Origin of the sequence: Duganella caerulea, from assembly GCF_040362985.1 — a bacterium.
GTDB classification, from domain to species: domain Bacteria; phylum Pseudomonadota; class Gammaproteobacteria; order Burkholderiales; family Burkholderiaceae_D; genus Rugamonas; species Rugamonas vulcania.
Map to the genome: position 1 here is coordinate 23,412 of NZ_BPWJ01000004.1, position 22,073 is coordinate 45,484.

The 22,073-nt window shown below is 64.4% G+C and carries 21 protein-coding genes; 6 read left to right on the top strand and 15 right to left on the bottom strand.

What is annotated here, in order from left to right; all coding sequences use genetic code 11:
• Positions 1 to 30: 30 nt before the first annotated feature.
• A complete protein-coding gene (flgM, locus tag ACUJB0_RS12920) occupies positions 31 to 345 on the top strand; it encodes a flagellar biosynthesis anti-sigma factor FlgM (protein WP_444845578.1) in 315 nt (104 codons plus the stop codon).
• A gap of 8 nt (positions 346 to 353) precedes the next feature.
• Complete coding sequence (locus ACUJB0_RS12925) at positions 354 to 830, top strand: flagella synthesis protein FlgN (protein WP_117011651.1); 477 nt, start codon at positions 354 to 356, stop codon at positions 828 to 830.
• Between the two features lie 18 nt (positions 831 to 848).
• On the opposite strand, the gene motD is transcribed toward ACUJB0_RS12925, so the two are convergent.
• From motD to ACUJB0_RS12980, 11 genes are all read right to left on the bottom strand, one after another.
• Positions 849 to 1,625, bottom strand: coding sequence for a flagellar motor protein MotD (gene motD / locus ACUJB0_RS12930; RefSeq protein WP_444845579.1), 777 nt, complete (start codon positions 1,623 to 1,625; stop codon positions 849 to 851).
• Between the two features lies 1 nt (position 1,626).
• Positions 1,627 to 2,373 carry a flagellar motor protein gene (locus ACUJB0_RS12935; RefSeq protein WP_444845580.1) on the bottom strand — a complete coding sequence of 249 codons (747 nt, stop codon included), beginning with the start codon at positions 2,371 to 2,373 and terminating at the stop codon, positions 1,627 to 1,629.
• Positions 2,355 to 3,086, bottom strand: coding sequence for an RNA polymerase sigma factor FliA (locus ACUJB0_RS12940; protein ID WP_444845581.1), 732 nt, complete (start codon positions 3,084 to 3,086; stop codon positions 2,355 to 2,357). Before ACUJB0_RS12940 ends, ACUJB0_RS12935 begins: the two co-directional genes overlap by 19 nt.
• Positions 3,087 to 3,129: 43 nt before the next feature.
• Complete coding sequence (locus ACUJB0_RS12945; RefSeq protein WP_117011654.1) at positions 3,130 to 3,927, bottom strand: MinD/ParA family ATP-binding protein; 798 nt, start codon at positions 3,925 to 3,927, stop codon at positions 3,130 to 3,132.
• Positions 3,920 to 5,368, bottom strand: coding sequence for a flagellar biosynthesis GTPase FlhF (gene flhF / locus ACUJB0_RS12950; RefSeq protein WP_444845582.1), 1,449 nt, complete (start codon positions 5,366 to 5,368; stop codon positions 3,920 to 3,922). The genes ACUJB0_RS12945 and flhF overlap by 8 nt, the downstream gene beginning before the upstream one ends.
• A 150-nt stretch (positions 5,369 to 5,518) precedes the next feature.
• A complete protein-coding gene (locus ACUJB0_RS12955) occupies positions 5,519 to 5,965 on the bottom strand; it encodes a hypothetical protein (RefSeq protein ID WP_444845583.1) in 447 nt (148 codons plus the stop codon).
• Positions 5,887 to 6,144, bottom strand: a complete 258-nt coding sequence (locus tag ACUJB0_RS12960) for a hypothetical protein (protein ID WP_444845584.1) — start codon at positions 6,142 to 6,144, stop codon at positions 5,887 to 5,889. The genes ACUJB0_RS12955 and ACUJB0_RS12960 overlap by 79 nt, the downstream gene beginning before the upstream one ends.
• Positions 6,145 to 6,193: 49 nt before the next feature.
• A complete protein-coding gene (gene flhA, locus ACUJB0_RS12965) occupies positions 6,194 to 8,317 on the bottom strand; it encodes a flagellar biosynthesis protein FlhA (RefSeq protein WP_444845585.1) in 2,124 nt (707 codons plus the stop codon).
• The gene (gene flhB, locus ACUJB0_RS12970; protein ID WP_444845586.1) at positions 8,314 to 9,495 is read right to left on the bottom strand and encodes a flagellar biosynthesis protein FlhB; all 1,182 of its coding nucleotides are present in this window, start codon (positions 9,493 to 9,495) and stop codon (positions 8,314 to 8,316) included. Before flhB ends, flhA begins: the two co-directional genes overlap by 4 nt.
• 108 nt (positions 9,496 to 9,603) lie before the next feature.
• Positions 9,604 to 10,602, bottom strand: coding sequence for a fumarylacetoacetate hydrolase family protein (locus ACUJB0_RS12975; protein ID WP_444845587.1), 999 nt, complete (start codon positions 10,600 to 10,602; stop codon positions 9,604 to 9,606).
• Positions 10,599 to 11,318, bottom strand: a complete 720-nt coding sequence (locus tag ACUJB0_RS12980; protein ID WP_444845588.1) for a pseudouridine synthase — start codon at positions 11,316 to 11,318, stop codon at positions 10,599 to 10,601. Before ACUJB0_RS12980 ends, ACUJB0_RS12975 begins: the two co-directional genes overlap by 4 nt.
• A 176-nt stretch (positions 11,319 to 11,494) precedes the next feature.
• On the opposite strand from ACUJB0_RS12980, the gene ACUJB0_RS12985 reads away from it, so the two are divergent.
• Positions 11,495 to 11,785 (top strand): hypothetical protein, encoded by a 291-nt coding sequence (locus ACUJB0_RS12985; protein ID WP_161089400.1) that lies wholly within the window; start codon positions 11,495 to 11,497, stop codon positions 11,783 to 11,785.
• Positions 11,786 to 12,005: 220 nt separating this feature from the next.
• Here the strand turns inward: ACUJB0_RS12985 and ACUJB0_RS12990 are convergent, their stop codons facing one another.
• From ACUJB0_RS12990 to ACUJB0_RS13005, 4 genes are read right to left on the bottom strand one after another with little or no spacing between them, the layout of a single operon-like run.
• On the bottom strand, positions 12,006 to 13,025 hold the full coding sequence (locus ACUJB0_RS12990) for a S49 family peptidase (RefSeq protein WP_444845589.1): 1,020 nt from the start codon (positions 13,023 to 13,025) through the stop codon (positions 12,006 to 12,008).
• Between the two features lie 20 nt (positions 13,026 to 13,045).
• Positions 13,046 to 13,417, bottom strand: coding sequence for a Rieske (2Fe-2S) protein (locus ACUJB0_RS12995; RefSeq protein ID WP_444845590.1), 372 nt, complete (start codon positions 13,415 to 13,417; stop codon positions 13,046 to 13,048).
• Positions 13,417 to 14,076, bottom strand: coding sequence for an HAD-IIIA family hydrolase (locus tag ACUJB0_RS13000; protein ID WP_444845591.1), 660 nt, complete (start codon positions 14,074 to 14,076; stop codon positions 13,417 to 13,419). The genes ACUJB0_RS12995 and ACUJB0_RS13000 overlap by 1 nt, the downstream gene beginning before the upstream one ends.
• Positions 14,077 to 14,126: 50 nt before the next feature.
• Positions 14,127 to 15,110 (bottom strand): RluA family pseudouridine synthase, encoded by a 984-nt coding sequence (locus ACUJB0_RS13005; protein WP_176363593.1) that lies wholly within the window; start codon positions 15,108 to 15,110, stop codon positions 14,127 to 14,129.
• Positions 15,111 to 15,807: 697 nt separating this feature from the next.
• Between ACUJB0_RS13005 and ACUJB0_RS13010 the strand changes: the two genes are divergently transcribed.
• The 3 genes from ACUJB0_RS13010 to moeA all read left to right on the top strand — a co-directional run bounded on the left by ACUJB0_RS13010 (position 15,808) and on the right by moeA (position 22,072).
• Positions 15,808 to 18,876: an Rne/Rng family ribonuclease gene (locus ACUJB0_RS13010; protein ID WP_444845592.1), complete on the top strand. Its 3,069-nt coding sequence runs from the start codon at positions 15,808 to 15,810 to the stop codon at positions 18,874 to 18,876.
• Between the two features lie 183 nt (positions 18,877 to 19,059).
• Positions 19,060 to 20,169, top strand: a complete 1,110-nt coding sequence (moaA, locus tag ACUJB0_RS13015; RefSeq protein WP_444845593.1) for a GTP 3',8-cyclase MoaA — start codon at positions 19,060 to 19,062, stop codon at positions 20,167 to 20,169.
• A 1-nt stretch (position 20,170) separates the two neighbouring features.
• Complete coding sequence (gene moeA, locus ACUJB0_RS13020) at positions 20,171 to 22,072, top strand: molybdopterin molybdotransferase MoeA (RefSeq protein WP_444845594.1); 1,902 nt, start codon at positions 20,171 to 20,173, stop codon at positions 22,070 to 22,072.
• Position 22,073 lies beyond the last annotated feature (1 nt).

Below are 22,073 nucleotides of genomic sequence, written 5' to 3' on the forward strand. Positions count from 1 at the left end.
TTCGTACTCCTACCAGAGAAGGATGATGCTGTGAAAATCAACGATACATTGAAGAGCACGACCGGCTTGCCGTCGTCGACCCCGGCTTCCACCTCGACCGCGCGCGGCGCGGACAAGGCGGCCGCCCCGTCGACACCCGCAACGTCCGACAACGTGCGCCTGTCGCCGCAAGGCCAGGCATTGGCGGCCAGTGCGGCCGGCGGCGCCAACGCTGTGTTCGATACCAAAAAGGTCGAGCGCATCAAGCTGGCGATTGCCGACGGTCAGTTCCAGGTCAACTCGGAAAAAGTGGCGGATGGCTTGCTGGATACAGTCAAGGATCTGCTGCACTCTCGCAAACGATAGGTCTTACCATGTCAACCGCTACCCCGCTGAACAGCCTGCGTGAAGAAGAACAGATCATGACGACCCTGCTGGGCGTCCTGAAGCAGGAGCAGCAACACCTGGTGGCGGCGGAAATCGACGGCCTGACGGCGGTCACCACGAAGAAATCGGCACTGGTCACGCAGATGACCCTGTTGTCGGCCCAGCGCCACCGCGCCCTGGGCAAGGCCGGTTACCCGGCCGAGGAAGCCGGCATGGATGCCTGGGTCGCCGCCAGCGGCGCCGACGCCGCCGAAGCCACCGCCCTGTGGCAGGCGCTGCAGCACCACGCGCGCGAAGCCAAGGAACTCAACCGCATCAACGGCATGCTGATCAACAAGCAGATGGGCCATACGCAAGGCGCGCTGCAGGCGCTGCGTCCGCAATCGGCCGGCGCCAACAATTTCTACGGCCCTGGCGGCCTGTCCACCACCCTGCCCCGCAGCCGCGGTTTCCTGGCCGGCTGATCCACGCTTTTATTTTATCTACTGCTGAGCCGGCGCCTGCGTCGGCACTTCCGTCACCGTATCCGGAATACCGGACAAGATCGTGACCGCCACGCGGCGATTGCGCGCGCGGCCGATCGGATTGTCGTTCGACGCCACCGGCACGTTCGAGCTGAAGCCCACCGCGGTCAAACGCTCCGGCGCCACGCCGGCATCGATGAACAGCCGCACCACGCTGCTGGCGCGCACCGCCGACAGTTCCCAGTTGGACGGGAACAGCGCGTTGCGGATCGGCTGGTTGTCGGTATGGCCTTCCACCTGCACCTTGTGGTCGTCGCTCTTGAGCAGGCCGGCCACGGCGCGCAGCGCCTCGGTCGACTCGCTGGTCAATCGCGCGTCGCCCGGATCGAACAGCACCGAGGCGTTGATCTCGACGCTGACGCCGCGGCTGTTCTGCGTGACGCGCACCTTGCCCTCCTTGACCAGCGGCGCCAGCGTGGACAACAAGTCCTGCGCCAGCTTGGTCATCTGGGTTTTTTCCTTGCGCAGCAGCTCGGCGTGGCGCCGCAGGTTGGGATTGGGGATGGGCACATTGGGCACCTCGGTGTTGACCGGCTTGGCCGAGCCGGCGCCGCCGAAGGCGTCCCCCAGCGCGACCGACAGCACCTTGTAGCGGCCGATATTGACCACCGAGATCGCATACATGACAACGAAGAAGGCGAACAGCAGCGTGATGAAGTCGGCGTAGGAAATCAGCCAGCGCTCGTGGTTCTCCGGCTCGTCGTCGAACTTCCTGCGCGCGCGGCGGTTCTGCATGTCAGTGTTCCCGCAGCAGCGTGGCGATGCGCTCGTCGATGACGCGCGTGTGGTCGCCGGTGGCGATGTCGTAGAACACGGCGGCGGCGATCTCCTGCTGGTGCACGGCCTGCGTGACGATCGCCTTGAGCTTGTTGGCGATCGGGTAGAACAACAGGTTGGCCAGGCCGACACCGTAGATGGTCGACACGAAGGCCACCGCGATGCCCGACCCCAGCTTGCTTGGATCGGTGAGGTTTTCCATCACGTGGATCAGGCCCAGCACCGCGCCCAGGATGCCGATGGTGGGCGAATAGCCGGCCGCCGATTCCCAGATGCGCACCGCCTGGCGCTCCTCGGTTTCGTAGGCGGTGATTTCGGTGTCGAGGATCTGGCGCAGCTTGTCGGGATTGATGCCGTCGACGATCAGGCGCAGGCCCTTGGTGTTGAACTGGTCCTTGGACGACAGCATGTAACGCTCCAGCGACAGCAGGCCGTCGCGGCGCGCCGCCAGGTTCCAGGCGTTGATGTCGCGCGCCAGCACGGCGCGGGTGTCGGCCGGCGGCGCGAACACCAGCCGCAGCATGCGCACGCCGCGCAGAAAAGTCTTGAAGCGGGTCTGCAGCATCACCGCGCCAAACGTGCCGATGACGACGATCGCGAACGCGGCCGGCTGCAGCAGCGAAGATAATCTTCCCCCCTCCAGCGTCTGGCCGACGACGATGCCGGCCAGCGCCAGCAGCACCCCGGCTACACTGGCCCAGTCCAAGACCGCTCCCGAAGTGAGGCGCGCAACCGCGCCACGGCCTGCGTATGCAGCTGCGATACGCGCGATTCCGATACGCCCATCACGGCGCCGATTTCTTTCAAGTTGAGCTCCTCTTCGTAGTACAGCCCCATCAGGATTTTCTCGCGCGGCGGCAGCGCGTCGATGGCGTCGATCACGGCCTGGCGGAAATCGCCGTCCAGCAGCGAGCGCAGCGGATCGCTCTCCTCGTCCGAGCAGTAACGGTCGAGGAAGCTGTCGTTGCCGTCGTCGTCGTGAAAATCTTCGTAGTACACCAGCTGGTGGCCGCCGCCGTCGGACAGCATTTCCTGATAGTCGGCCAGCGACAGCTTGAGCATCTTGGCCACTTCCGACTCGGTCGGCGGATGGCCGAGGCGCTGCTGCAGCGTGCTCATCGCGGTCTCGATCTTGCGCATGTTCTGGCGCATCGAGCGCGGCAGCCAGTCGCTGTTGCGCAGCTCGTCGAGCATGGCGCCGCGGATGCGCAGCACGGCGTAGGTTTCGAACTGGGCGCCATGCGTTTCCTCGTAACGGCTGATGGCGTCGAGCAGGCCGATCATCCCGGCTTGCACCAGATCGTCGACTTCGACGCTGGGCGGCAGTTTCGCCTTCATGTGATGGGCCAGGCGCTTGACCAACGGCATATGCTCCGTCAGCAAAGAATCCTTGTCCGCTTTCCCTTTGACCGTGTACATAGCCTGTTTATTATTGATTAAGCGCTAAAATTGTCATGCTCCCTTAACGGAAAGATGGCGAGCCCGCCAGCGCGAAGCGCCCCGCCAGTTGACGAAACGCGACCGAAGCCCCGGCCAGCGGAAACGCATCGACCACCGCACGCCCCAAGCGTGCGGCGCGCTGCAGGTACTCATCCGCCGGCACCGATCCCATCGAAACGAGGTTCACCGCGAGGTAACGGCTGGCTGCCTGTGCCATGTTATCGTATACCACCTTTGCTTCCGATTCGGAAGCCCCGGTGACCACAATTCCGAACGGCCGCCGTCCCAGTTCCTGGTTCAGGCGCTTGATCATACTGTACGCGGCCTTGATCGAGGTAGCGCTATTCGACACCTGCACCACGATTTCCGAGCTGGCCATGACCGGCACCGGGAAGGCCACGCCGTCGAACTCGCCGTCGACGATGACGATGCCGGTCTGCTTGGCCAGCACGTCGAAAGCCTTGGCCAGGCGGCGCGTCTCGTCCGGGCCGCTGCGCGGCACGCCGCGTGTCATCGACGCCACAGAGAACCCTTGCGGCACCTGGTGGATCACCTGGTTGAGCGCGCACTCCTGGCGCGCCACGTTGAGCAGGCTGGCGCCGCCGTCCACGCCCAGGCGCGAGGCCACGCCGTGGGCGCTGGCGCAGGCGTCGACCAGCAGCACGTCGTTGCCGGCGCGCGCCAGCGAGGCGCCCAGGTTGACCAGCATGGCGCCCTTGTCGTCCTGCGGCGTGGCCGACAGGAAGGTGACGATGCGGGGCTGCGGCCCCGCCAGCATGCGGCGCAGGCCCTCCGCCTGGTCGAAATCGAAATTAGCCAAGGTGCACCTCGCGCATCGCTGGTTCGCCGTTGCTCATCAGCAGAGGCAGTTCGGCGTCCAGGTATTGGGTGTTGACGGCGTCGCGTTTCAACTTGAAAGCGCGGTCGATCAGGTAGGCCGGATCGGCCAGGTGCAGGTCTTCCGGCACGCGCTGGCCGTTCGACACGTAGAACAGATTCAGTTTCTGGCGGATCACCACGTCCAGCACGTTGCCGATGGCGGCCGCTTCATCGAGCTTGGTCATGATGCAGCCGGCCAGGCCGCTGCCTTGATAGGCGCGCACCACTTCGTTCAGCGTTTCCTGAGTGGCCGTGGCGTTCAGACACAGCAGGCGCTTGACGTCGGAGCCGGCGCCTTGCAGCATCGATACCTGCTCGGTCACCATCTGGTCGCGCTGGCTGACGCCAACCGTGTCGATCAAGACCGTGTGCTTGTTCTTCAGTTCCTTCAGGGCGATGCGCAGGTCGGCCTCGTCCTTCACCGAGTGCACCATCACGCCGAGGATCTTGCCGTAGATGCGCAGCTGCTCGTGGGCGCCGATACGATAGGCGTCGGTGGTGATCAGGGCCAGCTTGTCCGGGCCGTGGCGCATCACGCAGCGGGCGGCCAGCTTGGCGGTGCTGGTGGTCTTGCCGACGCCGGTAGGACCGACCAGCGCGAACACGCCGCCCTGCTCGATCAGCGCGTCTTCGTTGGCCATGGTTTGCAGGTTGCGGGTCAGGACATTCTTGATCCAGCGCAGGCTGTCGGCAGCATCGCGGTTGGCCGGCAGTTTTTCGATCAGGTAGCGTGCCAGGCTGGCCGAGAAACCGGCCGCCAGCATCTCGCGCAGCACGGCGGCTTTCTGCGGCTCGCGCGCCTGCGTGGTGCCCCAGGAGATCTCGGCCAGCTGGGTTTCCATCATGCCGCGCATGGCGCGGATCTCGCTCATCATGCCTTGCATCTCGGCGGCGGCGTTCTGCTTCGCGCTGGCGACGGCTGCGCTCACCAAGGCGGCGATCTGTTCGGCATCGATCGTGGCCTTGGCCGGCGCTGGCGCCGGCACTGCGGCTGCGGCTGCGGCCTTGGTGGCGCTGGCGAAGGACGCATTGGAAGCCACCACGCGGCGCACCGGTTGCGCTGGCAGGGCGGCTGGCGCCGGGGTTGGCATATTCGATTCGAAGCGGGGTTCCATGCGCTGTTCCAGGCGCGGCTCCAGACGCTGCTCGGCGCGGCCATACGGCGCGGCGGTGTTCAGGTCGAGCGATGGCGCCGGATCGGCCATCGGCGAGTGCGGCGCCGGCATGGCCAGCGAGGCGGCATCGTCGTTGGCCAGCGCGAGGATTTCAACGCCGCCATCGGCCTGGCGATTGGACAGGATCACGGCATCGGGGCCGAGCGATTCGCGGACTTTGCGCAGCGCCTCGCGGGAAGTCGGTGCGGTAAATTTTTTGACGTTCATGGCCGGCTCTCAGGAGTCTAAGTCGAGCAGTGCGTCTTCCGGATGAGACGCCTTTACTCTGACAGTGCCATTATTGACGATGCACTTAGGAAACGATCCGAGGAACAGGGGGGCAAATGGGCCGCATTTCGACATTGCGGCCGAGGCGGCTTAACTGGCGCGGAAAACCTCGTCCAGCGAGGTGGCGTCGACAAAGTTGCGTGCCCAGGCCGACAGCTGCGGCACATCCGCCTCGGCGATGCGCGCCAGCACCTTCGCATCCAGCCGCCCGAAACGTTGGGACAGCACCATCGTGAGCCCTTCAGCCCACCCTTCCTGCTTACCCTCTTGCCTTCCTTCTTGCCTGCCTTCTTGCAACCCTTCCAGTCGCCCCTCCTTCAATCCCTCTTTCCTGCCGATTTCCATTCCGATACGTTCGATAGAAGACAAATAAGTCATGGCCTTCCTCCTTTCAATCTGCAACATCCCTAATCGTAAGCGCGCCTCAAGTCCCTCAGGCAGGCGCATGATCCAGTCGATCACCCGGTACAAATTGATGATACGCTGCTTGTCCCAATCACGTTGATACAGAAGCTTGGTGAGCCGCCATTTGGCCATGCGCCGCCGATGGGCAGCTCGGCATCACGCGTCAACGCGCCGAATTCCTGATCGAGAAAAGTGTGCGGCCGCGACCAGTCGATCGCTGCATGCGCAAAGGGAAAGTAGAACGCCATGAACTCCGGAAAGTGGTGCATGACCACTTCCTTCCACGGCATATCGAAATCGTCGGCATCCATGCGAGCAGTCTAGGCCGCCCGCACGGATGCATCCGCGATCCGCTCAAACTTACGCCGGCTGCTGGCCCACCAGCGCGGTCACGCGGATGGTCTTGGTCTCCGGGATCTCCGCATGCGACAGCACCTTCAACTGTGGCAAGGCGCGGCGCAGGAAGCGCGACAGCAAAGCCCGCAGCGGCCCAGGCACCAGCAGCACCGGCGTCAAGCCCAGCGCCTCCTGCTGCTGCGCCGCCTGCTGCGCCTGCTGCGCGATGGTGTCGGCCAGGCCAGGCTCGATGCCCGCGCCGTCCGGCCCGCTGGCCGCCAGCGCCTGCATCAGCAAGCGTTCCAGGCGATTATCCAGCGTCATCACCGACAGCTCATTGGCACCGGGGAACAGCTGCTGCACGATGGCGCGGCCCAGCGAGATACGCACCAGCGCGGTCAGGTCGTTCGGATCCTGCGTGTGCACGGCATGCTCGGCCAGCGTCTCGATAATGGACCGCATATCGCGGATGTGCACGCCTTCCGCCAGCAGGTTCTGCAGCACCTTCTGCAGGGTCGACAGCGACACCATCTTCGGCACCAGATCCTCCACCAGCTTGGGCGCATCCTTGCCCAGGTGATCCAGCAACGACTGCACCTCTGCGCGGCCCAGCAGCTCGGACGCGTGCGTCGTGATCAGGTGGTTCAGGTGCGTCGCCACCACCGTGCCGGCGTCGACCACGGTATAGCCCATGCCCTGCGCCTGGTCGCGCAGATTGGCGTCGATCCAGGTGGCAGGCAGGCCGAAGGCCGGATCGGTGGTCACCAGTCCCGGCAGGGTGCCGCTGGCCATGCCCGGATTGATCGCCAGGAACTGGCCGTTGAACGCTTCGCCCGTACCCACCTCCACGCCCTTGAGCGTGATGCGGTAGGCCGAAGGCTTGAGCTCCAGGTTGTCGCGGATATGCACCGGCGGCGCCAGGAAACCCACTTCCTGCGCGAACTTCTTGCGGATGCCCTTGATGCGCTTGAGCAGTTCGCCGCCCTGTGTCTTGTCCACCAGCGGGATCAGGCGATAGCCCACCTCCAGGCCCAGCGTATCGACCGGCATGATGTCCTGCCAGCTGGCCTCCTCCTGCTCCGGCGCGGCGGCCGGCGACGCGGCAGCAGCTTCCGCCGCCGCCACCTCGGCGGTCTTGCCTGCCGCGACCTTGCGCGTCATCAGGTAGGCCGAACCGGCCAGCACGCCAGCCAGCAACAGGAATACCAGGTTGGGCATGCCGGGAATCAGCCCCATGCCGCCGATGATAGCGGCGGTGATGTACAGCACCTGCGGCTTGGCGAACAACTGCCCCACCACCTGGGTGCCGATGTCCTGCTCGCTGGCCACGCGCGACACCACGATACCGGCCGCGGTGGAAATCACCAGCGACGGGATCTGCGCCACCAGGCCGTCACCGATGGCCAGCAAGGTGTAGTTCTTCAGCGCGTCGGCGAAGCTCAGGTCGTGCTGCAGCAGGCCGACCAGCAGGCCGCCCACCACGTTAATCACCGTCACCAGGATGCCGGCCACGGCATCGCCGCGCACGTATTTACTGGCACCGTCCATGGCGCCGTAGAATTCCGCTTCCTGCGCCACTTCGCTGCGGCGCTTGCGGGCATCGGCCTCGCCGATCAGACCGGCGTTGAGGTCGGCGTCGATCGCCATCTGCTTGCCCGGCATCGCATCCAGGGCGAAACGCGCGCCCACCTCGGCGATACGGCCCGCACCCTTGGTCACCACGGTGAAGTTAATGATCGTCAAAATGATGAACACCACGATACCGACCGTGTAGTTACCGCCGATCAGGAAGTGGCCGAACGCCTCGATCACCTTGCCGGCCGCGTCGGCGCCGGTGTGGCCCTCGGTCAGCACCACGCGGGTCGAGGCCACGTTCAGCGACAGGCGCAACATGGTCGACACCAGCAGGATGGTCGGGAAGGCCATGAAGTCCAGCGGCTTGACGGTGTACAGGCTGGTCAGCAGCACGATCACCGCCAGCGCGATATTGAAGCTGAAGAAGATGTCGAGCACGAAGGCCGGCAACGGCAGCACCATCATCGCCAGCAGCATGATGATCAGGATAGGCGCGGCCAGGCTGCTCTTGTTGCGGCTGTTGGCCAGGCCTTGCAGCCAGGGCGGCAGTTTCAGGTTGCTCAGGGCGTTCATGCGGGTGCTCCGTTATTCAAGTCGGGTTTCTTCTTTTGCGATGCGGGGTTGAGCGGATCGAGCTCAGGCGGCACATCGAGTGTCTTCGGTATATCCGGACGGTTGCCGCCGCCCTTGCTGAACAGGCGCAGCTGGAACACATAGGCCAGCACCTCGGCCACGGCCGAGTACAGCGCTTCCGGAATCTCGTCGCCGATCTCGGTGTGCTTGTGCAGCGCGCGCGCCAGCGCCGGCGCTTCCAGCAGCGTCACCTTGTTCTCTTTCGCGATCTCGCGGATCCTGGCCGCCACTTCGTCGGTGCCCTTGGCCACCACCTTCGGCGCGCCGCGCATGCCGTCGCTGTACTTGAGCGCGACCGCGTAGTGGGTCGGGTTGGTCACTACCACGTCGGCGGTCGGCACGTCGGCCATCATGCGGCGCTTGGCCATCTCGCGCTGCAGCTGGCGGATCTTGGCCTTGATCTGCGGATTGCCGTCCGATTCCTTGGATTCCTGGATCAGCTCCTGGCGGGTCATCTTCAGCTTGTTCGCGTAATGCCACATCTGGTAAGGGCCGTCGATGGCGGCGATCAGGCCCAGCGCGCCGACGATGAACAGGAAGCTGCTGCCCAGCATGTTCAGCAGATGCACCGTGCCCAGCTTGAGCGGCTCGACCGCCAGGCCGATCACGGCGTCTTTCTGCTTCATCACCACCAGCCAGGCCACCAGACCCACCACCAGCGCCTTGGCCACGGCCTTGAACAGCTCGACCAGCGAGTTGGTCGAGAACATATTGCCAAGACCGTTGGCGGGATTGAGTTTGTTGAAATTGGGTGCGATCGCCTTGCCGCTGAACAGCCAGCCGCCCACCAGCAGCGGCGACGCCAGCGCCACCAGCATCACCGCGATGCCCAGCGGCAGGCAGGCCAGCATCACCCGCACCACGTCCACGCCGATGCGGTTGATCAGGATATCGGCATCGAAGATTTGTTCCTGGTTCAGCGTCAAGCCGGACACCAAGGCGGAATGCAGTTGGCCGACCAGGCCGTCGCCGGTCATCCACAGGCCGGCGCCCGCAGCCATCAGCACGGTAAACGTCGCCACTTCCCGCGAACGGGGAACATCGCCTTCCTCACGCGCCTGCTCGAGGCGCTTCGGTGACGCGGGTTCGGTCTTTTCTGCGTCGCTGTCTTCTGCCATGGAAATCTGCCTGCTGCGGGGTTTATCTCGACCGTGCCATTATCGGCCGCGGCGGGACCAGCCCATCGCTGGAATACGGCGGTATTTCCGGGCCTGCTCGTAGATTCCTTACGGCAATTTCGCCGCGCCCGCCTGCTGGACGCGCTGCTCGATGGCGCCGAACACGGATTTACCGTCGCCGCCCAGCATTTCGATGCGGATGGTGTCGCCGAAGGCCATGAACGGCGTGACCGGCGCGCCGCCGGCGATCGTCTCCAGGCAGCGCTGCTCGGCGATGCAGGAATAGCCGCGCTTGGCATCCTTGTTGGATACCGTGCCCGAGCCGATGATGCTGCCGACCCGCACATTGCGCGACTTGGCCAGGTGGGCGATCAGTTGCGGGAAGTTGAACACCATGTCCACGCCCGCCTGCGGCTTGCCGACCAGCTTGCCGTTCCAGGTCGACAGCAGCGGCAGATGGACCTTGCCGCCCTTCCAGGCGTCGTCCAGCTCGTCCGGCGTGACCGCCACCGGCGAAAAGCTGGTGGCCGGCTTGGACTGGACGAAGCCGAAGCCCTTGGCCAGCTCGTCCGGAATCAGGTTGCGCAGCGAAACATCGTTGGCCAGCATCAGCAGCCGTATGCGCTGGTGCGCCTGGTCCGGCGTGACGCCCATGGGCACATCGTCGGTGATCACGGCCACTTCGGCCTCGAAATCGATGCCCCACTCCTCGCGGAACAGTTCGATGTCGTCGGTCGGGCCGAGGAAATCGTCGCTGCCGCCCTGGTACATCAGCGGATCTTCCCAGAACGACGGCGGCAGCTCGGCGCCGCGCGCCTTGCGCACCAGCTCGACGTGGTTGACGTAGGCCGAACCGTCGGCCCACTGGAAGGCGCGCGGCAGCGGCGCCATGCAGTTTGCCGGCTCGAAATCGAAGCTGCGGCGGGCGCGTCCCTGGTTCAGATCCTGGTAGATCGCATCCAGTTGCGGGGCGATGAAGGTCCAATCGTCCAGGGCGCGCTGCAGGGTCCGCGCCACGCCGTCGGCCAACTGCGCCGTCTTCAGGTCGCGCGAGACCACCATCAGCTGGCCGTCGCGGGTGCCGTCCTTCAGCGTGGCCAGCTTCATGCGGACGGCGCCAGCAAGGCCAGTTGCTCCGGCGTCAGGTAGCACCATTCGCCCTCGGCGATGCCCAGCGACTCCAGCGTCAGCGTGCCGATGGCGGAGCGATGCAGCGCGCTGCAATGGTTGCCGGCGGCCGCCAGCATGCGCTTGACCTGGTGATACTTGCCCTGCTCCAGCACGATTTCCAGCTGATGCTCGCCGCGCTTGATGCAGGTCTGCGCCGCCAGCGGCGCCGGCTCGTCGTGCAGCTGCACGCCGGACAGCAATTGCGCCACGAGCTCATCGGTGACCGGCTCCTGCGTGGTGGCCTGGTAAATCTTCGGCACATGCCGCTTCGGCGACGATTGTGCATGGATAAACGGGCCATCGTCCGACATCAGCAGCATGCCGGTGGTGTCATGGTCGAGCCGGCCGACCGGCTGCACTTCGCGCCAGCTGAACTGTTCGGGCAGCAGGGTCAGCACGCCTGGATGGTGGCTGGGCTTGCGCGAGCATTCGAAATTGGCCGGCTTGTTGAGCGCGATGTACAAGTGTTCGCGGTACACCCATTCCTCATCGAAAATGGTCAGCACCAGGCCCTCGGTCTCGATGCTGGCTTTGTAATTGTCATGCACGACGCCGCCGATGCTGACTTCGCCGTCCTCGATGAGGGAGCGGCAATACTTGCGGGTGCCGTAACCCTGCGATTGCAGGATGCGGTCTAGGGATAATTTACTCATGGCCGGATTTTACAGGATGCCGATGACAGCGGGAAGGCGCCGGCTGCTGCGCCGCAGCAAATGTCCTGGACAGCCAATCCTTGATGCATATCAAGTCCTATAGTCATTCCATTGATAGACTGAAAACCGCGTTAGGAATCCGCCTAACGCATTAGGAATGCTCAGCAGGACCCACCATGACAACCTTACTCACCGTGACAACAGCGGCGCAAGAACAGGCCGCCATGCATAGAACCGAACTGTTGCTGGCACGCTGCCGCAGCCACATCTCCGTCGACGAAGAGCCGTGCTGCCCGCGCGACCAGTGGCACGCCAACCGCCAGGCCCACTTCCTCGCCTGGCTGGACGCGGGCGGCTTCGCGCAAAACGAGGCCACAATTGAAAACAGCGGCATTGCGCCGCTGTTTTCAGTCCCATCACAGGACTCATTACGAGGAATCGAAATTCTCTCTACTCCGCATCCATGATGCAGCTGAGTAGTTCCATCAAAACTGAACAAGATCGTGCTGACAACAAGATAAACTGTTTATATCGGCCCCCCTTGGAAAGAACTACAACACCACTATAGTCCACCAAGTCAGATATGCAAGCAGGAATAAGGCTGGATTGTTAATGTTAATCGCTAGTCCAGTGATGCGATCACTGCGGCTAACGGCCAGCCCGCCCGCCTGACCGCCGCCAGCCCAATTAACGCAGGCTGGGCTTGACGTTATCCACCGCGGATTTCACCGCGCCCGCGCCCATCGCCGCGCCGAATTTCTTCAGCACCCGCTCCGGCAAGCCTTCATGCTGGGTGTAGTCGATGATGTCTTCGGCCTTGACCACGTCGCGCGCGACGCTGTCGACCGTGCCGAAGGCGTCGGCCAGGCCCATGTCGATGGACTTGGCGCCGGTCCAGAACAAGCCGGAGAACATGTCCGGCGTTTCCTTCAGGCGCTTGCCGCGGCCGGTGCGCACCACCTGGATGAACTGCTGGTGGATTTCGTTGAGCATGGTCTGCGCGTGCTGCTTGTGCTTTTCCGTCAGCGGGCTGAACGGGTCCATAAAGCCCTTGTTCTCGCCGGCGGTCAGCAGGCGGCGTTCGACGCCCACCTTTTCCATGATGCCGGTGAAGCCGAAGCCGTCCATCAGCACGCCGATCGAACCGATGATGCTGGCCTTGTTGACATAGATGCGGTCCGCGCCGGCGGCGATGTAGTAGCAGCCGGAGGCGCAGATCTCGTCCACCACCACGTACAGCGGCTTGGCCGGATAGCCCTTGCGCAGTCGCACCATCTCGTCAACGATCATGCCGGCCTGCACCGGGCTGCCGCCGGGACTATTAATATGCATCACGACCGCCACCGAGCCGCTGTCGGAAAACGCCTTGTTCAGTGCCGGGATCACCACCGAGGCGGCGCCGCTGCCTTCCGACTCGATCGCGCCGTCGATCTCGATCAAAGCCGTGTGGCGGCCGAGGGTTTCCTCGGTGCCGGTCCAGCTGATGTCCAGGTAGGCGCTCAGCCCGACCACCACCACCAGCAGCGTCACCGCCTTGAAGAAGATGCCCCAGCGGCGCGCCGCCTTTTGCTCCTTCAGCGTGGCGAACACCAGCTTTTCCAGCACTTCGCGCTCCCAGCTGGAAGCCGTGACCGTGGCTTTGGGAGGCACAGGAGATACCGGTTTTTCAGCGCCGTTGCCGCCATTTTCGCTAGTGTTATCGCTCATAGTTCTCGTCTTGTTACAGGTCAGGCGCGCGCGGGGCGCACGTAGTCATCCGGTTGCCAGAAAATCTGCTGGTCGCGCTCCACCACGCTGATCGGGCGCAAACGTCCGCCCTTGCATGGTCCGCCGGCGCAAAAGCCGCTTTCCGGCGCATAAATCGCACCGTGGGTGGAACACATCAGGTACAGGCCGCTGGACTCGAAGAATTCGCCTTCGGCCCAGTCCAACTCGATCGGCACGTGGGCGCAGCGGTTCAGGTAGCCGTACACCTTGCCGCCGTAGCGCACCACGAAGCCGGTGCCGTCGTCGCCTCCGGCGGTCACCGGGAAGCGCACGCCCTTGCCGCCTTCCAGCACCACGTCGGCGGCACAGACCAAAATATCCTCGTCAGCCATTATGCGTTCTCGCTCAGCCATTGGTGCAGCTCGGCCACGGTGGCGGCCGAGTACAGCGGATTGCAGGCGGCCAATTGGTCGACCGGATGCGCGCCGTACTGAACCGCGATGGCGGACGCGCCGGCATTGTTCGCCATCAGCAGATCGTGGGAAGTATCGCCGATCATCACGGTACGACGCATATCCTGGCCCAACTCGCGCGTCAGCTCCTGCAGCATCGCCGGATGCGGCTTGGAGAAGGTTTCGTCCGCGCAACGGGTGGCGTCAAACATGGACAACAGTTTGACGTCGTTCATGGCGCGGTTCAGGCCGACCCGGCTCTTGCCGGTGGCCACCGCCAGGAAATAGCCGTTCTGCGACAACTCCGTCAGCATGTCGTGCACGCCCGGGAACAGCGTCAGCTCGTGGTCGCGCGACAGGAAATGATAGCGGTAACGCTCCACCATGCGCGGATAGTAGGACGGATCGATCTCCGGCAACACCGCCTGCATGGCTTCATGCAGGCCGAGGCCGATCACATGGGCGGCCACGTCTTCGCGCGGGATCGGCAGGGACAGGTCCCTGGCCGCCGCCTGGATGCACTTGACGATCGTTGACGTTGAATCCATCAACGTTCCATCCCAATCGAAGACGATTAAGTCGAATTGCTTTCTTGCCATGTCTTCCGGCCTGCAAGCGCGGGCCGGCTCCTTCAAATAAATATTTACGATTAGTTAAGAGGTTTCCCCAAGCTTAGCAAGAATCGCTCACATTCGGTGGCTAAAGGCGCGTTCAGCGTCATGATTTTGCCGGAATCCGGATGGGTAAACGTGATCTGATGCGCGTGCAGGAACATGCGCTTGAGCGCGCCGCGCGTGGCGTCGGCCTTCAGCAAGGCGCGGTTCAGGGCAAAATCGCCGTATTTATCGTCACCTACGATGGCGAAGCCCGAAGATGACAGGTGCACGCGGATCTGGTGGGTGCGGCCGGTCTTCAGTTCGGCCTCCAGCAGGGCGAAGTCCTTGAATTTCTTCAGCAGCGTGAACACGGTATGCGACGGCATGCCGTCGGCCTGCACGGCCACGCGGCGCTCGCCGTCGGCGGTGGTGTACTTATGCAACGGCAGCTTGACGTGCTGGCGCGCGTTTTTCCAGTCGCCCGCCACCATCGTCAGGTAGCGTTTGTCGGTATGGCCGTCGCGCATCTGCTCGTGCAGGCTGGTCAGCGCCGAACGCTTCTTCGCCAGCAACAGCAAACCGGACGTGTCGCGGTCCAGCCGGTGCACCAGCTCCAGGAACTTGGCGTCCGGACGGGACGCGCGCAACTGCTCGATCACGCCGAAGGACACGCCGGAACCACCATGCACAGCCACGCCGGCCGGCTTGTCGATCACCAGCAGGTGGGCATCCTCGAAAATCACCTTGAATTCGGCTGCCGGCACGTGAGTGGTGTCGGCCTTCTCCGCGATGCGGACCGGTGGAATACGGACGATATCACCTTGTACCAGACGGTACATCTGGTCGATACGCCCCTTGTTGACCCGCACCTCGCCCGAGCGCAGGATACGATAGACGTGACTTTTCGGCACGCCTTTGCAAACGCGCAACAGGTAGTTATCGATGCGCTGACCGGCTTCTTCTTCAGTAATTGTGACGAATTGTGCTTGCAGCGGAACGGGGGTTGAAGGGGGAACAACATCATTTTGCATCTTCATTTGCTCTGTCTTCCCAGAAATCTCTCTAAGTCCTTCATTTTGAATATATAATTGTTTCGCTGCGGTTCAATCTGCGGCAAGTGTAAGAATAAAAGCACATTTTACACAGGGGCGTCTCCACTGGCCTCGCCAAATTGCAAATTCAGAGGAAAAAATGTATACGCACCACCCGTGCTGGAATCAAGGTTGCACCGTTGTTGTAATCGGATGCCGGCAAGGATGCTGAATTAATATGGTTGGATTGTAAGGATAAAGTCCGGCCAGCTTGGTCTAGAGTCGAGCTGGCCGGTTGATGAAGTTGATAACGCTTGCCGTTTTCGCCGGACCCCATGCTTTGCTGCAAGCTCGACGGAAGGCTGAAACAAGCCTGGTTACCGAAGTTGCAATACTTGTAGTACGTAAGCCTGGATAGGATTTGGCTCTCAACGACGTTGCTCACCGCCTGCATTTCTCTGCCGTCCGTCAGGGGCCGCATGGATGAATTGCAGGTGATGCGAGCACTCGGCATGTCGATCGACCTCTCAGCGCCCAGTTGCGGCCGCGATGCGGACGGTTTCGTTCGCGTCTCTGCGCCGCACAGGATGGGCATACCCACCGCAATCACATTAATTCTCGCGTATATCCCTGTACCTCGCTGCCTCGGTCGTAAGAAACCGAGCGGCACAGAGATGACCTACGGGTCGCGGAGTTTATAAAAATGAAACGCATGTTGTTTAATGCTACGCAGCAAGAAGAACTGCGCGTAGCGATCGTCGACGGTCAGAAACTGATCGATATCGACATCGAAACCGCCGGCCGCGAACAGCGCAAATCCAACATCTACAAAGGCGTGATCACCCGCATCGAGCCGTCGCTGGAAGCCTGCTTCGTCAGCTACGGCGAAGATCGCCACGGTTTCCTGCCATTCAAGGAAGTAGCACGCACTTACTTCCGCGAAGGCGTGGATGTCCGCAACGCCTCCGTCAAGGAGGCGCTGCGCGAAGGCCAGGAAATCATGGTCCAGGTGGAAAAGGAAGAGCGCGGCAACAAGGGCGCCGCCCTGACCTCCTTCGTCTCGCTGGCCGGCCGCTACCTGGTCCTGATGCCGAACAACCCGCGCGGTGGTGGTGTTTCCCGCCGCGTCGAAGGTGAAGAGCGCCAGGAACTGCGCGAAACCATGGACAAGCTGGACCTGCCGCCAGGCATGTCGGTGATTGCCCGCACCGCCGGCATCGGCCGCAACGTCGATGAACTGCAGTGGGACTTGAACTACCTGATGCAACTGTGGCGCGCGATCGAAGGCGCCGGCAAGTCGGCCTCGGGCGCGTTCCTGATCTACCAGGAATCGTCGCTGGTCATCCGCGCCATCCGCGACTACTTCCAGCCGGACATCGGCGAAATCCTGATCGACACCGACGACATCTACGAACAGGCTCACCAGTTCATGAGCCACGTGATGCCGGACATGGTCCACCGCGTCAAACGCTACAGCGACGACGTGCCGCTGTTCTCCCGCTTCCAGATCGAGCACCAGATCGAAACCGCCTACAGCCGCACCGTGCCGCTGCCATCGGGCGGCGCCATCGTGATCGACCACACCGAGGCGCTGGTCTCGGTCGACGTCAACTCGGCCCGCGCCACCCGCGGTTCGGACATCGAAACCACCGCCTTCAACACCAACTGCGAAGCGGCCGAAGAAGTGGCCCGCCAGCTGCGCCTGCGCGACCTGGGCGGCCTGATCGTGATCGACTTCATCGACATGGAAGTGGCCAAGAACCAGCGCGAAGTCGAACAGCGCCTGAAAGACGCGCTGCACCACGACCGCGCCCGCGTCCAGATGGGCAAGATTTCCCGCTTCGGCCTGATGGAACTGTCGCGCCAGCGCCTGCGTCCGTCGCTGTCCGAAGGTTCGCACGTGACCTGCCCGCGCTGCTCCGGCACCGGCCACATCCGTGACACCGAATCGTCGGCCCTGCAAGTCCTGCGCATCATCCAGGAAGAGGCGATGAAGGAAAACTCGGCCACCATTCACGTGCAGGTTCCCGTGGACGTGGCAGCCTTCCTGCTGAACGAAAAGCGCGGCGAAGTGCTCAAGATCGAGACCCGCCATCGCATCAGCATCATCCTGGTGCCGAACAAGCACCTGGAAACCCCGCACTACAAGCTCGAGCGCATCAAGCACGACGATCCGCGTCTGGAAGACAGCCAGGCGAGCTACTCGCTGGCCGAGCAAGCCGAAACCGACATGGCCTACAGCAAGCGCCAGAAGGAAGAAGCCAAGCCGCGCCAGGAAGCCATGGTCAAGACCATCACCCCGGACCAGCCTGCACCGCTGGTCGAGCGCAAGCCGACCGAAACCGTCATCAAGCCAGCGCCGGCCCCCGTGCCAGCGCCAGCCGAGCAAGGTTTCTTCGCCAAGCTGTTCAGCTTCCTGAGCCCGAAACCGGCGCCGGCGGCCCTGCCGCAGCAGCCGACCATCGTGGTCAAGGCGCCGTCCGGCGACCGTGGCGAGCGCAACCCACGTGGCCCACGCGGCCGCAACCGTAACGGCAAGGGCCCAGGCCGCGGCGAGCGCGAAGAGCGCGAACCAGGCGCAGCCCGTCCGGCGGCGGATGAAGCGAAGGCAGCGGACGCCAACGGCCGCCCGCCACGCCCACCGCGTCCACCGCGCGAGCCACGCGAGCCGCGTGAAAACCAGGCAGCGGAAGGCCAGGCGCCACGCGAACGCGCTGAACGCGCCGAGCGTCCTGAGCGCGCCGAGCGCACGCCGCGTCCTCCACGCGAACCACGCGCGGACAAGGCACCAGTCGAAGCCAAGGTTGAGGAATTGGCGCTGAACGTCGGCGTGCCGTCGACCGGCCCGGTGACCGAAGCGGCCACCAGCATCCTGAAAACCGCGCCGAGCACCGGCCCGGAAGGCGAGGAAAACGAGGCAGCGGTGGACGGTGAAGAGCCGCGTCGTCGTCGTCGTCGTGGCGGCCGCAACCGCAATCGCCGCGACCGTGACGGTACCGAAGGTGTCGAAGGCGCGGAAGGCCAGGAATCGGCCGCAGGTGAAACCGGCGAGCAAGGCGAGCAGATCAGCCTGGGCTTCAACGCACCAGCAGCAGCTGAAGTCGTAGCCGCCCCTGTAGCCGCAGCCGCAGTGGAAGCACCGGCACCAGCAGTGGAAGCGCCTGTCGCCGCCGCGCCAGTGACCGCCGAAGCACCGGCCGCTGCCGAAGCACCAGCTGCCGAGCCAGTCGCAGCCGCCGCAACGCCAGTGGTGGAGGCACCAGCCGCCGTCGCGGCACCTGTGGTGGAAGCCGCGCCGGTCGTCGCCGAGCCAGTAGCCGCCGTGGTGGAAGCCCCGGCCGCAGTGGCAGCGCCAGCCGCTGTGGAAGCCCCGGCAGTAGTGGCTGAAGTTGCAGCCCCTGTCGTGGCGGAAGCCGCGCCGGTCGCAGCAGCGCCGGTTGCGCCGACGCCAGCCCCGGTTGCAGCGCCAGCACCCGTTGCCGCGCCTGTCGCCGCTCCAGTTGCCGCACCAGTGGTAGCCGAACCGGTCGCAGCAGCGCCTGCACCTGCCCCGGCTCCTGCGCCGGCACCAGTGGCGCCATCGGCCCCGATCGACCTGCAAGCTGTGCTCGGCTCCGCCGGCCTGACGCTGGCAGCCACCGATCCAGCCAAGCTGCGCGCCGCCCAGGAAGCAGCCGCCAAGGCAGTCGCACCGGTCCGCGTCCCACGCGAACGCAAACCGCTGCCGCCGCAAAATGACGAGCCGCTGGTCCAGGTGGACACCCGCCGCTAATCGCAGCGAATAGCAACACTAAAAAGCCCCGCCGGCACCGGGCGCGCTCTTGAGCGCGTTCAGGCCGGCGGGGCTTTTTTAATGGAGCCCCGCCCCACCGAGTTGGCGGCGTCGTGCTATCGTAGCTTCTTGTAGTTGTCCAACTGTTGCCCCGCATTTCAAAAACCGCAAGATTGTAGAGCCATGGCAGAGAAAATTATCATGATGGCCAGCCAGCGCCCCGCGCCGCCCGCCATCCCCGCGATCCTGGAAGCGCCGACCGGCCTGCTGAGCGACCAGCTGGCGCGTCCGCTGCACGACCTGCGCATCTCCGTCACCGACCGCTGCAACTTCCGCTGCGTCTACTGCATGCCCAAGGCGGTGTTCGACAGCGACTACCAATACCTGCCGCACACCTCGCTGCTGACGTTCGAGGAAATCACCCGCCTGGCGAAAACCTTCATCGCCCACGGCGTCGAAAAAATCCGCCTGACAGGCGGTGAGCCGCTGTTGCGCAAGAACCTTGAACGGCTGATCGCCATGCTGGCCGAGCTCAAGACCATCCACGGCAAGCCGCTCGACCTGACGCTGACCACCAACGCCTCGCTGCTGGCGCGCAAGGCGCAATCGCTCAAGGACGCCGGCCTGCAGCGCATCACCGTCTCGCTCGACGCGCTCGACAACGCCACCTTCCAGCGCATGAACGACGTCGACTTCTCGGTCGACGATGTGCTGCGCGGGATCGATGCGGCACATCAAGTGGGCCTGGGCCCAATCAAGATCAACATGGTGGTCAAAGCCGGCATGAACGACCAGGAAATCCTGCCGATGGCCCGCCATTTCAGGCACACGCCCTACATCCTGCGCTTCATCGAGTACATGGACGTGGGCGCCTCCAATGGCTGGAAGATGGACGAGGTGATACCATCGTCCGAAGTCGTGCGCCGCATCGACGCCGAGATGCCGCTGGCACCACTGGACGCCAACTACACCGGCGAAACCGCCGCGCGCTGGCGCTACGTCGACGGCGGCGGCGAGATCGGCCTGATATCCAGCGTCACCCAGGCCTTCTGCAGCGACTGCAGCCGCGCGCGCCTGTCGACCGAGGGCAAGCTGTACACCTGCCTGTTCGCCAGCAGCGGCCACGATCTGCGCGCCCTGCTGCGCGACGGCCGCAGCGACGAGGAAATCAGTACCGTGCTGGCGCACCTGTGGCGCGCGCGCGGCGACCGCTACTCGGAACTGCGCACCAACAATACCGACGGCCTGCAACGCAGCGCCAACAAGGTGGAAATGTCTTACATCGGAGGGTAGTTTGTCTTTGAAGAGCAAAGTCACGGGACTGATATTGGCGGGCGGACGCGGCACGCGCATGGGCCGCGTCGACAAGGGCCTGCAGCCCTTCCGCGGCACGACGTTGGTCGAACACGTGATGCGCCGACTGGCGCCGCAAGCCGCCGGCATCGTCATCAACGCCAACCGCAACCTGCCGCAGTACCAGGCGGTGGCGGGCGAGGCGCCGGTGCTGCCGGACTACCTGGACGGCTTCGAAGGCCCGCTGGCCGGCCTGCAAATCGGCCTGCAGTACTGCCCCACCGAACTGCTGCTGACCGCTCCCTGCGATTCGCCCTTCCTGCCGCCCGACCTGGCCGAACGCCTGCACGCGGTCATGCTGGCGCAGGACGCCGACGTCGCGCTGGCCGTGACCATGGAATCCGAAGACGGCGGCGAGCCGCAGCCCCAGTTGCATCCGGTGTTCGCGCTGCTCAAGGCCAGCCTGCTGCCGCAGCTGGACGCCTACCTGGCCACCGGCGCGCGCCGCATGGAGAGCTGGTACAAATCGCTGCGCGTGGCCGAAGTGATGTTCGACGACGCCGACGCCTTCCGCAACATCAACACGCTGGCCGAGCTGCAGCAGCACGAGCGCGCGCCAGCGCCAGCACCTGCCGCCGCCCCGGCCGGCGAATCCGCAGCCGCAACCGACGCCATGCCGGTCGCCGAAGCGCAGCGCATCATTTGCGAGCGCATGGTCCCCGTCACCGCCATCGAAACGCAGCCCCTGCGCGCCGCCCTCGACCGCGTGCTGGCCGAGGACATCGTCTCGCCGATCAACGTCCCTGCCTACGACAACTCGGCGATGGACGGCTACGCGCTGCGCGGCGCCGACCTGCCCGCGGCCGGCGCGCCCGACGTCACGTTCAAGGTGATCGGCATCGCCTACGCCGGCCGCCCGTGCACGCAAGCGCCGCAGCCCGGCGAATGCATCCGCATCATGACCGGCGCCGCCATTCCGCCCGGCTGCGACAGCGTGCTGCCACAGGAACTGGCCGCGCACATCGGCGCCGACACCGTCACCATCGCGCACGGCGCCATCCGCCCCGGCGCCAACCGCCGCTTCGCCGGCGAAGACCTGAAAGCCGGCGGCATCGCCCTGGCCAAGGGAAAAGTCCTGCGCCCGGCCGACCTGGGCCTGGTGGCCTCGCTCGGCATCGGCGAAGTGACCGTGCAACGCAAGCTGCGCGTAGCCTTCTTCTCCACCGGCGACGAACTGCGCTCGCTGGGCGACAGCCTCGATGAAGGCTGCGTCTACGACAGCAACCGCTACACCCTGTTCGGCATGCTGACACGGCTCGGCTGCGAAATCATCGACATGGGCATCGTGCGCGACGACCCGGCCGCGCTGGAATCCGCACTGCGCGAAGCGAGCGCGCAGGCCGACGCCATCATCACCTCCGGCGGCGTCTCCGAGGGCGCGGCCGACTACACGCGCGACATCCTCGCCCGCATCGGCGACGTCGCCTTCTGGAAGCTGGCGATGCGTCCCGGCCGCCCGCTCGCCTTCGGCCAGATCCGAACGGAGGCAGGCAGCGCCTGGCTGTTTGGCCTGCCCGGCAATCCGGTGGCGGTGATGGTGTCGTTCTACCTGTTCGCCCGTCCCGCGCTGCTGCACATGATGGGCGCGCAATCGACACTGCCCATGATGCAGGCCCGCTGCACCGAAGCGATCCGCAAGCGCCCCGGCCGCACCGAATACCAGCGTGGCATCATCAGCGCCGGCGCAAGCGGCGAACCGCAAGTGCGCCTCACCGGCGCGCAAGGCTCCGGCATCCTGCGCTCGATGACCGAGGCGAACTGCATCGTCGTGCTGCGCGAGGCGCAAGCCAGCGTCGCCGCCGGCGAGATGGTCGACGTGCTGCTGTTCGACGGCCTGGTCTGAG